Origin of the sequence: Bradyrhizobium sp. 164, from assembly GCF_023073715.1 — a bacterium.
In the GTDB taxonomy this organism is placed as follows: Bacteria; Pseudomonadota; Alphaproteobacteria; order Rhizobiales; family Xanthobacteraceae; genus Bradyrhizobium.
This window is the reverse complement of sequence record NZ_JADPKA010000018.1, coordinates 82,891-96,009: the sequence shown is the minus strand read 5'-3', so window position 1 is coordinate 96,009 and position 13,119 is coordinate 82,891. Positions and strand designations below refer to the sequence as shown.

Sequence of the window (13,119 nt, the reverse complement as noted above, 5' to 3'; positions counted from 1 at the left end):
CGATCCTCCTAGCCGCCGCAGCCGCCGACGGTGACCTTCACTTCCTTGGTCGCGCTGTAGAGCTTGCCGTCAGCCTCGACGATGGCGACTAATTTGGTGGTCTTGGCCATCTTCAGCCGGTTGGCAACGCCCGGAATCGTGCCGTCGGCGATCCTGTAGGACGCGGCGAGAGCGTACGGGTTCTCCGCCACGAAGAACGAGATCGAGGTCACCTTGTCGAGCGTCGTCGTCACTGAGACCGGCACCACGCCGCCATTCTCGGCGATCTCCGGCGCGTCCAGCTTGACCTTGTCGGAGGGCTCGGCGGTCCTGCCATAGAGCGCCTTGATCGCGTCGGCCTCGCTCTTCTGCTTGAAGGCCTCTTCCGGATATTTATCGTTCGCCGCGGCGCTCGCTGGGCGGGCCGCGAACGGCAGGTTGCCGAGCCCGATCAGCGCGACCGAGGCAGCGCCCAGAAGGATCAGGCGCCGCGTCGGATGAGGGCCTGTGGTCGTGGTCATCGGAGGTCTCCTGGCCTACCGGCCGTTTACAGCGTTTGCAGGAAGTCAACGATCGCGTTGATCTCCTGTTCGGTCAAAATCCGGTTCCGGCCGAACGGCGGCATCATGGTCTGCGGATTGCGTTTGGTCTCGTCGAAGATGATCGCGGCCAGCTCGTTGCGGTCAGGGTATCTGGCCTTGATGTCCTTCAGTTCCGGCCCAATCGTCCCCGGCAGGTCGCCCCCCTGGATAACGTGGCAGGTCAGGCAATTGCCCTTGCTGCGGTCGAAGGCGAGCTTCCGGCCCTCGTTTGCCGCGGATTGGGCCTGCGCCGGGCTGGCGAGGCCGGCAGCGACGGCCAGCAGGAGGAACAGGACAGGCGTCCGGGACAAAGCAGGCAAGGCGTCATTCCGAGGCGTTATGGCGATGGTCGCGATCGCTGAAATAAAGGCGTTCCAGAGCATAAAGGACATCGCCTGACAATCGAGACTATGCACGGAGCAAAATGGAGTTAATATCTTCCGCATTGCAATTAAAGACATTATTGGTTCGGCCGATCTGGCCAACAATAAGGACAATGGGCGCGGGCCGGCTGTTTCGAGGGCGTTTTCGCGCCCATCCTGTTTTCATCGCGTTCTCGTGTTTTCAAGGGGACCTCACTTGGCTGAATATGTCGTCGAATTTGGCGGGGATGGCGGACGGGTCGCGCCCGATGGGCGGCTCGATGCGCCGGCCTTCCATCGCAACCACGAGCCGATCTGGGCGGCGCTGGAAAAGCATCTCGCCGGCACAACCGGTGACGTGGTCGAGCTCGGCAGCGGAACCGGGCAGCACGTGGTCCATTTCGCCCGTCATACGCCCGGCCTGATCTGGTGGCCGAGCGACCTCAACCAGCGCCATCTCAAGAGCATCGAGGCCTGGCGCGTTCATTCAGGCCTGCAAAACGTCCGCCCGCCCTTACGGATCGATCTCACCGACCCCGACTGGTGTCCGGAGATGAAAAGCGGGCAGGGGCCGACCAACCTTGCCGCATTGTTCTGCGCCAATGTCATTCACATCGCGCCATGGAGCGTGGCCGAAGGCCTGTTCGCCGGCGCCGGGCGCTATTTGCGCGCCGACGGCAAGCTGTTCCTCTACGGCCCGTTCAAGCGCGGCGGCAAGCACACCGCGCTCAGCAACGCCGTCTTCGACACGTCCTTGCGCGAGGGCAATCCCGAATGGGGCGTGCGCGACATCGGCGATGTCGAGGCGCTGGCGCAGGGCGTTCGCCTCCGGCTGATCGATACGATCGAAATGCCAGCGAACAATCTCACGCTGGTGTTTTCGCGGGACTGAGCGCGAGGCCGTCAGGCCTCGCCGTCCCGCCACCCGATCTTCTCCTTCAAGAACCGATAGCCCAGCACCTCGAAGCCGGCGCGCTCCTTGTTGTCCTTGCCGTAGCCGTGGCCGCCGGCTGCCGGTTCGTAGAACCAGGCCTCGTAGCCCATCGCCTGGAGCTTGGCAGCCATCTTGCGCGCGTGGCCGGGATGCACCCGGTCGTCGCGCCGTGTGGTGGCGATCAGGATCGGCGGATAGGGCTGAGCGGCCTTGACGTTGTGATAGGCCGAGTAGGTCTTCAGCCAGTCCCATTCCTCCGGCTTGTCCGGGTCGCCATATTCCGCGATCCAGCTCGCGCCCGCAAGCAGCTTGGTGTAGCGGCGCATGTCGATCAGGGGGATGGTGCAGAACAGCGCGCCGAAGCGCTCAGGGTATCGCACCAGCATGTTGGTGATGAGGATGCCGCCGTTCGATCCACCCTGTGCGGCGATGCGCTTTGACGTCGTCACGCCGCGGCGGACGAGATCGGCGGCGACGGCCGCGAAATCGTCATGCGACAGCCTCTTGCCGGCGAGCCGCCCGGCATCGTGCCAGCGCGTGCCGAACTCGCCGCCGCCGCGCAAATTCGCCTGCACAATCGTGCCGCCGCGCTCCAGCCACAGCTTGCCGAGCGCGGCATTGTAATACGGCTTCACCGAATGGGCGAAGCCGCCATAGGCGCTCATATAGACCGGTGCATCGCCGGTCTCGCCGGCAGGGCCGGTCTGGACATAGGGAATTCGCTCGCCGTCGATCGAAATGGCCTCGTGCTGCGTCACCACGAGACCATCGGCGGTGAACGTTTTCGGCGCCTGCTTGAGCACGGTCGGGCTGGCGACGCCGCGTTCGATCAACAGCAGCGACGGCGGCGTGAGTGGATCCTGCACATTGGCGAGCAGATCGCCGTTGCTTTCGGACGGATGGCGATCGAGCGGCCAGATGTCGACGACGCCGATCTGCGGCAGACCGCCAAGCATCTCGCGGCTCCAGCCCGCAGCGGATGGCGTGCAGATCTCGAAGCACGGGCGCAGCTCGTCGAGAATCGACAGCATGAGCTTGCCCGCGGCCCAGAACAGACCTTGCAACGCGCGCCGCGGCGCTGGCTCGAACAGCACCGAGAAATTGCGGCTACCGGCGAGGAACGCCGACAGCGACATGCCGAGCACCGTGTCAGCGGTATAGGTTCGGCCTTCGATGGACCAGTCCTTGCGCAGCTTGATCGCGAACCAGTCGCCATGCGCCTGCAACCAGATGCCGGTCGGCAGGTCGAACTTCGTCATCGCGCCGGCCGCATCGCGCAGCCAGATGGCGTGATTGAAGAAGTCGATCTGGTCGACGATCCAGGCGCGCGGCGCCGCGCCGGTGTCGTCGGCCATGCCGTAGATCACCATGTGATCGGCGGTGGTCTCGATAATGATCTCTGCCTGATCGACAGGCTGGCTGCGCCGCCACAGCCGAACGGTGCGCGCATATCCCGAGCTCGTGGCCATGCCCTCGCCATGCGCGCTCGACAGCAGCAGTGTGTCGGCATCGAGCCAATCCACGCCGCCCTTCGCTTCCGGCAGCGTGAACCCGCCGGCCACGAAGCTCTTGGTGTCGAGGTCGAACTCCCGCAACGTGACGGCATCGCTGCCGCCACGCGACAGGCTCAGAATCGCCCGCGAGCTTCCGGGCATCGTGGCGATCTGGCTCAGCAGCCAGTCCTCGCCTTCGCTTGCGGCGAGCTGGTCGATGTCGAGCATGGTCTCCCACGCTGGGTTGGCTTTGCGAAACTCCGCCAGCGTCGTCCGCCGCCACAGGCCCCGCGGATTGGTGGCGTCTTTCCAGAGATTGTGCAGATCGCTGCCGCGCCGGCTGACATAGGGAATGTTGTCGGGCCGGTCGTAGATCGCGGCGAGCGTGTCGCGGTCGCGCACGAATGCTGGGCCACCGAACGCGGCGAGCGTCAGTTGATTCTGCCGTTCGACGAAATCGAGTGCCTGCTTGCCTTCGATCTCTTCCAGCCAGAGCCACGGATCATCGTCGGGAGCGCTGAGCGTAGGCCTGTCGTCGACGGTCATGAGCGAAACTCCAGGAAGATCGCGGCGAATAGGATTCAATCGAGCGCAAGGCGTCAAGGGCGCCGCTCGCTATCATCCGTCCGATTGCGCCAGAGGCATGGCCCGCGCCCGTTTGCGCCGGTTGCCCGCCCTCTCGCGCCCCTCCATAGTGCCGGGATCAATGAGAGCTTCTTGAGCGCCCTTGGGGCGGAAATGCCGATGTTAGACGTGATCTCTACCGCCGAAATCGCCGACGACGCGCGCGTGCGTGCCAATGTGGTGCGCCTTGCCGCCGCGCAGGCGCTGACCGGCGCCAACTCGGCGGTGATCTTCGCCACCGGCTCGATCGTCGGCGCGACGCTCGCGCCGGACATGTCGCTCGCGACCGTGCCGCTGTCGATGTACGTGCTGGGGCTCGCCGCCGGCACCTTGCCGACCGGCGCGATCTCGCGCCGCTTCGGCCGCCGCGCCGCCTTCGTCATCGGCACCGGCCTCGGCACGCTCACTGGCCTCACCGGCTCGTTTGCGATCCTGCACGCCTCCTTCGCGCTGTTCTGCGTCGCGACTTTCCTCGGCGGCCTCTACGGCGCGGTCGCGCAATCCTACCGCTTCGCCGCCGCCGATGGCGCCAGCGCGGCCTATCGTCCCAAGGCGGTGTCCTGGGTGATGGCGGGCGGCGTCTTCGCCGGCGTGCTCGGTCCGCAGCTCGTGCAATGGACCATGGACCTCTGGCCGCCTTACCTGTTCGCCTTCAGCTTCCTGGTGCAGGCGGCGGTGGCGCTGGCCGCGATGGGCATCCTCGCCGGCGTCGACATGCCAAGGCCCGCGCCGGCCGATCTGCATGGCGGCCGGCCGCTCCTCAGCATCGTGGTCCAGCCGCGCTTCATCGCGGCCGCTTTGTGCGGCGTCATCTCCTATCCCATGATGAACCTGGTGATGACCTCGGCGCCGCTCGCCATGAAGATGTGCGGCCTCAGCGTTTCCGATTCCAATTTCGGCATTCAATGGCACATCGTCGCCATGTACGGGCCAAGCTTCTTCACGGGTGCGCTGATCGCGCGCTTCGGTGCCCCGAAGATCGTTGCGGCCGGCCTGCTGCTGGAGGCCGGCTCCGCCGGCATCGGCCTTTCCGGAATCAGCGCAATGCATTTCTGGGCGACGCTGATCGTGCTCGGGGTCGGCTGGAATTTCTCCTTCATCGGCGCCTCCGCGCTGGTGCTGGAGACGCACCGTCCGCAGGAGCGCAACAAAGTGCAGGCCTTCAACGATTTCCTGGTGTTCGGCATGATGGCGATCGGCTCGTTCTCCTCCGGCCAGCTGCTTGCCAATTACGGCTGGTCCGCGGTGAACATGGTGGTGTTCCCGCCGGTGGTTCTGGGTCTCGCCGTGCTCTCCCTGGTATCCTGGGCCCGCCGCCGCAAGGCGCGGCTGGACGCTGCGATGGGCGAGCTCCCGGATGCGATTTGACGCATGATCCGGAACCTGCGCAGCGGCTTTCCGGACCATGGTCAATAGGTTGGCAGGAGGCTGTCAGCAGCGTTGATGCTTCGATCGCGGTCGAAGTGATTTTCGGAGCTGGTGTCGTTACATGATGCTCGTCATGAAGAGACGGGCGTGAAGCAAGGCGCTCGCGGGGGAAACAAAGGAGAAGCGCAAATGCTCGACAATCCCCGGCCCGCTGCTCCAATCAACGAATCCTCTCTCCGCTACGAAGGCTGGCGCATCGTCGCGGTCTGTTTCCTGCTCGCGACCTTCGGCTGGGGGCTCGGCTTCTACGGCCAGAGCGTCTATGTCGCCGAGCTCCAGCGCGCGCATGGCTGGTCGGCGTCGCTGATCTCGTCGGGCACGACCTTCTTCTATCTGTTCGGTGCGCTGCTGGTCGTCTTCGTTGGCGAGGCCATCCAAAAGCATGGCGCGCGCCTCTGCCTGATCGCCGGCACGCTGGCGATGGCGGCGGCGGCAGTGGCGATCGGCGCGGTGCGCGAGCCCTGGCAGCTCTATCTCGCCAACGCCGTGCTCGCCTTCGGCTGGGCCGGAACCAGTCTCGCCATGATCACCAACACGATCAGCCTGTGGTTCGACCACAAGCGCGGTATGGCGATCAGTCTCGCGCTGAACGGCGCCAGTTTCGGCGGCATCGTCGGCGTGCCGCTACTGGTGGCGCTGATCGGTCATGTCGGCTTTGCCAGCGCGATGTACGCCGCGGCCGGCGCCATGCTGGTGCTGCTCCTGCCGGTGATCCTCATTCTCGTCGGCCGGCCGCCCGATCACGGCTGGCATGCGACTGCGAAGCCGAAGCCGCAATCGTCGGCGCAGATCCGCGCGCAGGCCTTGCGTGACGTCGGCTTCCTCACCGTGACGATTGCGTTTGCATTGGTGCTGTTCGCCCAGGTCGGCTTCATCGTGCATCTGATCTCGTTCCTCGATCCCGTGATCGGCCGCGAGCGCGCCGCCGTCGCGGTCGCGGTGCTGACGGCGATGGCGGTGATCGGCCGTGTGCTGTTCTCTCTGGTGATCGACCGCCTCGACCAGCGACCGGCATCGGCGCTCTCGTTCCTGAGCCAGGCGGCGGCGCTCCTCGTCATCATCAATTTTCACAATGATTACGTGCTGATCGCGGCCTGCGCGGTGTTCGGCTTCTCGGTCGGCAACCTCATCACGCTGCCGTCGCTGATCGTGCAGCAGGAGTTCGAGTCCGCCTCGTTCGGCGTGCTGATCAGCCTCAACACTGCGATCAACCAGGTCACCTACGCGTTCGGCCCCGGCGTCGTCGGCTTCCTCCGCGATCTCTCCGGCGGCTACTCGCTGCCGTTCTATCTCTGCATCGCGCTGGAAGTGATCGCCGCCGCGCTGATCATGGTGCGCGGAAGGCGCGCGAACAAGTCATAGAGACGCGACGGCGTTTCCAAAAAATTCCGTCATTGCGAGGAGCACTTGCGACGAAGCAATCCAGACTGTTTCCGCAGAGACAGCCTGGATTGCTTCGCGGAGCCTGTCATCGGGCCGCGCTGCGCGCGGACCCGTAGGCTCGCAATGACGAGGGGAGAGCGGAGCTCACGCCTCCCGCTGCTGCAACAGCGCTTCCACATCCAACCGCTTCGTAAACATCGCCAGCTTCCCATCGGGCCCGAACGGCCATCGCTCCCTCGGCTTGTCCCAATAGAGCTCGACGCCATTCTGGTCGGGGTCGCGCAAGTAAAGCGCTTCGCTGACGCCATGGTCGCTGGCGCCATCGAGCGCAATGCTCGCCGACAGCACCCGGTGCAGCGCGTCCGCCAGCGCCGGCCGCGTCGGATAGAGAATCGCGGTGTGATAGAGCCCGGTCGTGCCTGGCGGCGGCGGCGAGCCACCCTTGCTTTCCCAGGTATTGAGGCCGATGTGATGATGATAGCCGCCGGCCGAAATGAAGGCCGCGCCGGAGCCCATCCGCTGCATCAGCTCGAAGCCGAGCACGCCGCAATAGAAGCCGAGCGCACGATCGAGATCAGCGACCTTGAGATGGACGTGGCCGATCCTGGTGCCGGCGGCGATGGCTGGGCTTTGCGACATGCTGGTGCTCCGTTCACACTATGCACATAAGGCCTGCCTTGGGATCGCGCTACGGGCCGATCCCGAAACCCATTGTTTCCAAACGGGAAGCCAATCGGGGATGAAATTGATGGTGTCGGTATCAGCCCCAGGCGGAGGTGACCTCTCCCCGCTGGGGAGAGGTGAACAAAGTCCGGCGATCGTGCCCAAGGTCACTCGCTCTAGCTCAGCTCCGACACTTCGCCCTCGGGCAACCCGAATTCGAACGTGTTCAGCGTCATCGACACCATGGTGTAATAGCCGCACAGCCCGATCACCTCGACGACGCCGCGTTCACTGAGCAGTTTGACCGCCTCATCGTAGAGACCCTTCTCGACGCCATGCCCTTCGTGCAGCGACTTCGCGACGTCGTAGATCATCTTTCCCTGGGGATCGTCGAACTCAGGCGTGCGGCGGTCGCGGATCGCCTCGATGATTTTTGGATCCATGCCGCCGGCAAGCGCGAGGCGCTTATGCGCATACCATTCGTAATGCGCAGTCCAGTGCCGTGCCGTCACCAGGATCGCGATCTCCGAAAGCCTTGCCGGAAATATGGTGTCGAAGCGGAGCACCTCGCCAAGCCGCGTGGCGTGCCGCGCCATCTCGGGGCTGCTCAGCCAGGCCATCATCGGCGCCGGCGGCTTGCCGCGCTTGCCGGCAATGGATTCGTCATAGGTCTGGCGCTGGCTTTCGTTCATTTCGCCAGGCGAAAGAAGTTTCAGGCGCATCCTCGTTTCCTCTTTGTTTTCAAGCCGACATGCCCCGGATTATAGCCGAAGGCAGCGCGGCGCGCGCGGCACGGAAGTGGTTGAATTCCACGGTGCGATGGCCCAGAGTCGCGTCCAACAAGTCGATTTTGATTGATGGAAACGACAAATGGCTGAATCTAGGACCAGCGACACTGAGAGCGCCGATCTCGAACAATTCCGCAACAAGACGCGCGCCTGGCTTGAAGCCAATTGCCCGCCGGAGATGCGCAAGCCGGCGACGTCGGATGCCGACGTGTTCTGGGGCGGGCGCAACGCAAAATTCTCGTCCGAGCCGCAGCGCGTCTGGTTCGAGCGCATGCGCGACAAGGGCTGGACAGTGCCGGACTGGCCGAAGGAGTATGGCGGCGGCGGCTTGAGTGCTGCCGAACACAAGGTGCTGCGCGCCGAAATGGCAAAAATGGGCGCGCGCCCGCCGCTGTCGAGCTTCGGCATCTGGATGCTCGGGCCGGCACTGCTGAAATACGGCAACGACGCCCAGAAGAAGGAGCATCTGCCGAAGATCGCCGCGGGCGAGATCCGCTGGTGCCAGGGTTACTCCGAGCCGAACGCCGGCTCCGATCTCGCCTCGCTCCAGACCCGCGCCGAGAGCGACGGCGACGACTTCATCATCAACGGTCAGAAGATCTGGACGTCCTACGCCAACTACGCCGACTGGATCTTCTGCTTGGTCCGCACCGATCCGACCGCGAAGAAGCACGACGGCATCAGCTTCATCCTGTTCGACATGACCTCGAAGGGTGTCTCCACAAAGCCGATCCTCCTGATCTCCGGCTATTCGCCGTTCTGCGAGACCTTCTTTGACAACGTCCGCGTGCCGAAGTCGCACGTGGTCGGCCAGATCAACCGCGGCTGGGATGTCGCAAAGTATCTGCTCCAGCACGAGCGCGCGATGATCTCGGGCATGGGCGAGCGCGGCGTCGGCCGTCCACTCGGCCAGATCGCGGCTGACACCGTCGGCACCGATGCGCTGGGGCGGCTCGATGATGCCATGCTGCGTGGCCAGATCGCGCGCTTCGACGTCGACGAAGCCGCGCTTGCCGCCTGTGCCGAGCGCGCGGTCGATCTCGCCAAGGCGGGCCAAGCGCATCCGGCGTTCTCGTCCGCGATGAAATATTACGGCACCGAGCTCAACAAGCGGCGCTACGAGATCCTGATGTCGGCCGGCGGCGTCGATGCGCTGGAATGGGAGAGCGAACGCTCGAAGCAGGGCGCCCGCCCGCGCGCCTGGCTGCGCACCAAGGCCAACTCGATCGAGGGCGGCACGTCCGAGGTCATGCTCGGCATCGTCGCCAAGCGCATCCTGGATCTGCCGGGGGCGTAACGTCCCGTCGTTCCGGGGCGGTCCGCAGGACCGAACCCGGAACCTCCAGATTCCGGGTTCGATGCTGCGCATCGCCCGGAATGACAGCAACAATTCATTCCGCGCGATACTAGAGACTTAGACACATGGCCCTCGTCCTCACCGAAGAACAATCGATGCTCCGCGACTCCGCGCGCGGGCTGATCAGCGACAAGGCACCGGTGTCGCACCTGCGCCATTTGCGCGACAGCAAGGATCCCACCGGCTTCTCCAAGGAGCTTTGGCATTCCTTCGCCGAGATGGGGTTTGCCGGCCTGCTGGTCCCCGAAGAGTTCGGCGGCTCTGGCCTCGGCTATGTCGAGGCCGGTGTCGTCATGGAGGAGATCGGCCGCACCTTGATGCCTTCCCCCTTCCTCGCCACCGGCGTGGTCGCGGCCTCGGCCCTCAATCGCGGCGGCAATGCCGCGCAGAAATCGGAATATTTGCCGAAAATCGCGAGCGGCTCTCTGCTTGCGGCGCTCGCCATCGACGAAGGCGCAAAGCATCGTCCGCTCCAGACCAGCCTCCGGGCCGTGCGCGCCGGTAACGGCTTCAAGCTCTCCGGCGCCAAGGCACTGGTCGTCGACGGGCACGTCGCCGACCTCCTCATCGTCGCCGCGCGCACCGCGGGTGCTGCCGGCGAGCGTGAAGGCCTGACGCTATTCCTGGTCGACTCCAAGGCGAAAGGGATCGCGGTCGAACGCACCGTCATGGTCGATGCGCACAATGCGGCGCGGGTCGAATTCGCCAATGTCGAGGTCAATGCCGACAGCGTGCTCGGCGAGGTCGATCAGGCCGCCGGCCTGCTCGACAGCGTGCTCGATATCGGCCGGGGCGCCGTCGCCTCCGAAATGGTGGGATTGAGCGAAGAGGTGTTCAATCGCACCGTCGAGTACCTGAAGAGCCGCAAGCAATTCGGCAAGCTGATCGGCGAATTCCAGGCGCTCCAGCACCGCGCCGCCGAACTCTACATCGACATCGAGATCACCCGCGCCGCCGTCATGAAGGCGCTTCAGGCGCTGGATGCCGATGTCGCCAAAGCAGCCTCAGCCGTGGCGGTCGCCAAGGCCCGCGCCGGCACCACCTCGACGCGCGCGGTGCACGAAGGCGTGCAGATGCACGGCGGCATGGGCATGACCGACCAGTTCGACATCGGCTTCTTCATGAAGCGCGCACGGGTCTGCGAGGAACTGTTCGGCGACGCCAATTACCACACTGAGCAACTGGCACGGGCGCGGGGATATTAGGCGCACCGTCACGTCACCCTCGGTGTCATCGCCCGCGAAGGCGGGCGATCCAGTACGCCGCGGTTTTCCGGATACGATTGACATCTCGTAATACTGGATCGCCCGGTCTAAGCCGGGTGACGACAGTTGAGAATGTGACAGCGCTTGCCCCAAGCTCGTCATTGCGAGGAGCCCTTGCGACGAAGCAATCCAGACTGCGTCCGTGGAAAGATTCTGGATTGCTTCGCTTCGCTCGTAATGACGGCGGAGGGATCTCCTACCTCATTGGCGGTGCATACTGCACACCACCGGCATTCCACAGCTGGTTCATGCCGCGCGGGATCTTCAGCCTGGACTTCTCGCCGATGTTGCGGTCGTACATCTCGCCGTAATTGCCGACATGGCGGATGATGCGGGCGGCCCAGTCCTTGGTGAGGCCGAGCTGCTCGCCGTAATTGCCCTCGGTGCCGACGAGGCGCATCACTTCCGGCTTCTTCGACTTCAGGGCTTCGTCGATGTTCTCCGAGGTCACCCCCAACTCCTCGGCGTTGATCATCGCATAGAGCGTCCACTTCACGATCATCATCCAGTCGTCGTCGCGCTGGCGCACGACCGGGGCGAGCGGCTCCTTGGAGATCATGTCCGGCAGGATCATGTGGTCGCCGGGTTTTGAGAGGTTCAGCCTGAGCGCATAGAGCTGGGAGACGTCGGCGCTCAGCGTATCGCACTTACCGGTGTCGTAGGCTTTCACCACGTCGTCGAGCTTGTCGAACTTCACCTCGTCATACTTCATGTTGTTGGCACGGAAGTAATCGACGACATTGAGTGCCGTGGTGGTGCCGGACTGGACGCAGACCTTGCTGCCGGTCAGGTCGAGCGACGTCTCCTTGTTGCGCGAGCGCGGCAGCATGAAACCTGCGCCGTCATAATAGGCCACGGCCGGGAAATAGAGGTCGTAGTCGAGCTCGCGCGCCATGCTCCAGGTCGAGTTGCGGGAGAGGATGTCCACCTTCCGGCTCTGCAATTCCTTGAAGCGCTCGCTGGCATCGAGCGCGACGAACTTCGCCTTGCCCGGATCGTTGAAGATCGCCGCGGCCACCGCGCGGCAGAAATCGACGTCGAAGCCGGTCCAATTGCCCTTGTCGTCCGGGATCGAGAAGCCCGGCAGGCCCTTGTTGACGCCGCACAGCACCTCGCCACGGCGCACGGTCCGCTTCAGGGTGCGGGTGTCGTAGAATTCATAGATGATGGCCAGAACGGCGACCAGCACGGCGACCGCGAGCCCGATCAGCAGGCCGCCTCGAAAAGTGCGCATCATGTTGCTCTCTCGAAAAATCGGGAAAAGGAATATTCGCTAAGGCGAGGAAGATCAGAGCTCAGGCTTCTGCCGGATGACAACCTTGGTCCCGACCGGGACGCGATCGTAGAGATCGGCGACGTCATTGTTGACCAGGCGGAAGCAACCCGAGGACACCTTGGTGCCGATCGTATCCGGACGGTTGGTGCCGTGGATGCGGTAGACCGTGGTGCCCAGATACATGGCGCGGGCGCCGAGCGGGTTGCCAGGGCCGCCGGCCATGAAACGCGGCAGATAGGGCTGGCGCTGGATCATCTCGGGCGGCGGCGTCCAGTCCGGCCATTCCTTCTTGTTGGTGATGTTCACCAGCCCCTGCCACTGGAAACCGTCGCGGCCGACGCCGATGCCGTAGCGGATCGCGCGCCCGCCGGGCTGCACCAGATAAAGGTGCCGCTCGGCCGTCGAGATGATGATGGTACCGGGCGCCTCGGTGGTGCGGAAGTAGACCACCTGCTTCTGCCATTCCTGGTCGAGCTGGTAGCCGTCATCGGCGATCAAGCCCGGCTCGTCGCCGCGATCAGGCTGCTGCGCGAAGACGTGGGGAGCCGACAGGATCAGGCCCATCGCAGCCACAAACATCCCGGTCAGGCGACGAAAATCCGTCATGTAAAAGCTCTCCCCGCTGCCACAGCGCAAATCATTTCAGAACCATCAAACCTGAGGGGCAGGTTCATGGCAAGTTGATGGCGCGCCGCCCTAGTATGTCACGAGAATGCTTTGGTTTTTTGACGGGCGGCGCAATGCCACAAACAGGGGATGGCGCGAAAAGCATATATTGTCGCGGCAGGTCGGCGCACTCGCTTTCCCCGCGTGTGGAGAAGGGGATCGCATAGGACTTCCCGGCGGCCTAAGCGCGCGCCTCGTCCGTCGAGACGGCGCTCACGCGCCTCTTCAGGATGAGGCTAAGAGGCATCGCGGCATCACTCAAATTGCTGCCGCGGACTCCGTTCCTCATCCTGAGCGCCCGCCGGAGGCGGGCGTCTGGA

At 64.3% G+C, this 13,119-nt stretch carries 12 protein-coding genes; 5 read left to right on the top strand and 7 right to left on the bottom strand.

The genetic code is table 11. From position 1 onward, the window contains the following. Positions 1-8 precede the first annotated feature (8 nt). A complete protein-coding gene (gene soxY, locus IVB01_RS06625) occupies positions 9-500 on the bottom strand; it encodes a thiosulfate oxidation carrier protein SoxY (protein ID WP_247281906.1) in 492 nt (163 codons plus the stop codon). Positions 501-526: 26 nt separating this feature from the next. Further along, positions 527-880, bottom strand: a complete 354-nt coding sequence (soxX, locus tag IVB01_RS06620; RefSeq protein WP_247282051.1) for a sulfur oxidation c-type cytochrome SoxX — start codon at positions 878-880, stop codon at positions 527-529. A gap of 259 nt (positions 881-1,139) precedes the next feature. On the opposite strand from soxX, the gene IVB01_RS06615 reads away from it, so the two are divergent. Next, positions 1,140-1,814: a DUF938 domain-containing protein gene (locus IVB01_RS06615; protein ID WP_247281905.1), complete on the top strand. Its 675-nt coding sequence runs from the start codon at positions 1,140-1,142 to the stop codon at positions 1,812-1,814. Positions 1,815-1,825: 11 nt separating this feature from the next. Here the strand turns inward: IVB01_RS06615 and IVB01_RS06610 are convergent, their stop codons facing one another. Beyond that, entirely contained in the window at positions 1,826-3,895 is a 2,070-nt protein-coding gene (locus tag IVB01_RS06610; RefSeq protein ID WP_247281904.1) for a prolyl oligopeptidase family serine peptidase, read from the bottom strand. 198 nt (positions 3,896-4,093) lie between these two features. Here IVB01_RS06610 and IVB01_RS06605 point away from each other — a divergent pair, with 198 nt between their 5' ends. Beyond that, positions 4,094-5,341, top strand: a complete 1,248-nt coding sequence (locus IVB01_RS06605; protein WP_247281903.1) for an MFS transporter — start codon at positions 4,094-4,096, stop codon at positions 5,339-5,341. A gap of 189 nt (positions 5,342-5,530) precedes the next feature. Beyond that, entirely contained in the window at positions 5,531-6,763 is a 1,233-nt protein-coding gene (locus IVB01_RS06600) for an MFS transporter (RefSeq protein ID WP_247281902.1), read from the top strand. 165 nt (positions 6,764-6,928) lie between these two features. Here the strand turns inward: IVB01_RS06600 and IVB01_RS06595 are convergent, their stop codons facing one another. Both IVB01_RS06595 and IVB01_RS06590 read right to left on the bottom strand, forming a co-directional pair. Beyond that, a complete protein-coding gene (locus tag IVB01_RS06595) occupies positions 6,929-7,423 on the bottom strand; it encodes a VOC family protein (protein WP_247281901.1) in 495 nt (164 codons plus the stop codon). Positions 7,424-7,623: 200 nt separating this feature from the next. Next, on the bottom strand, positions 7,624-8,169 hold the full coding sequence (locus tag IVB01_RS06590; protein ID WP_247281900.1) for a carboxymuconolactone decarboxylase family protein: 546 nt from the start codon (positions 8,167-8,169) through the stop codon (positions 7,624-7,626). A gap of 148 nt (positions 8,170-8,317) precedes the next feature. Here IVB01_RS06590 and IVB01_RS06585 point away from each other — a divergent pair, with 148 nt between their 5' ends. Beyond that, positions 8,318-9,532: an acyl-CoA dehydrogenase family protein gene (locus IVB01_RS06585; RefSeq protein WP_247281899.1), complete on the top strand. Its 1,215-nt coding sequence runs from the start codon at positions 8,318-8,320 to the stop codon at positions 9,530-9,532. 125 nt (positions 9,533-9,657) lie between these two features. Next, on the top strand, positions 9,658-10,797 hold the full coding sequence (locus tag IVB01_RS06580) for an acyl-CoA dehydrogenase family protein (RefSeq protein WP_247281898.1): 1,140 nt from the start codon (positions 9,658-9,660) through the stop codon (positions 10,795-10,797). A 256-nt stretch (positions 10,798-11,053) separates the two neighbouring features. On the opposite strand, the gene IVB01_RS06575 is transcribed toward IVB01_RS06580, so the two are convergent. Further along, a complete protein-coding gene (locus IVB01_RS06575) occupies positions 11,054-12,091 on the bottom strand; it encodes an amino acid ABC transporter substrate-binding protein (protein WP_247282050.1) in 1,038 nt (345 codons plus the stop codon). Positions 12,092-12,145: 54 nt separating this feature from the next. Next, positions 12,146-12,739, bottom strand: a complete 594-nt coding sequence (locus IVB01_RS06570) for a L,D-transpeptidase (RefSeq protein WP_247281897.1) — start codon at positions 12,737-12,739, stop codon at positions 12,146-12,148. Positions 12,740-13,119: the final 380 nt, after the last annotated feature.

What these genes read in the sequence shown, in the direction of transcription:
- soxY (WP_247281906.1), bottom strand. Translation starts at nt 500, where the DNA reads ATGACCACGACCACAGGCCCTCATCCGACGCGGCGCCTGATCCTTCTG.
- IVB01_RS06610 (WP_247281904.1), bottom strand. Translation starts at nt 3,895, where the DNA reads ATGACCGTCGACGACAGGCCTACGCTCAGCGCTCCCGACGATGATCCG.
- IVB01_RS06605 (WP_247281903.1), top strand. Translation starts at nt 4,094, where the DNA reads ATGTTAGACGTGATCTCTACCGCCGAAATCGCCGACGACGCGCGCGTG.
- IVB01_RS06600 (WP_247281902.1), top strand. Translation starts at nt 5,531, where the DNA reads ATGCTCGACAATCCCCGGCCCGCTGCTCCAATCAACGAATCCTCTCTC.
- IVB01_RS06595 (WP_247281901.1), bottom strand. Translation starts at nt 7,423, where the DNA reads ATGTCGCAAAGCCCAGCCATCGCCGCCGGCACCAGGATCGGCCACGTC.
- IVB01_RS06590 (WP_247281900.1), bottom strand. Translation starts at nt 8,169, where the DNA reads ATGCGCCTGAAACTTCTTTCGCCTGGCGAAATGAACGAAAGCCAGCGC.
- IVB01_RS06585 (WP_247281899.1), top strand. Translation starts at nt 8,318, where the DNA reads ATGGCTGAATCTAGGACCAGCGACACTGAGAGCGCCGATCTCGAACAA.
- IVB01_RS06580 (WP_247281898.1), top strand. Translation starts at nt 9,658, where the DNA reads ATGGCCCTCGTCCTCACCGAAGAACAATCGATGCTCCGCGACTCCGCG.
- IVB01_RS06575 (WP_247282050.1), bottom strand. Translation starts at nt 12,091, where the DNA reads ATGCGCACTTTTCGAGGCGGCCTGCTGATCGGGCTCGCGGTCGCCGTG.
- IVB01_RS06570 (WP_247281897.1), bottom strand. Translation starts at nt 12,739, where the DNA reads ATGACGGATTTTCGTCGCCTGACCGGGATGTTTGTGGCTGCGATGGGC.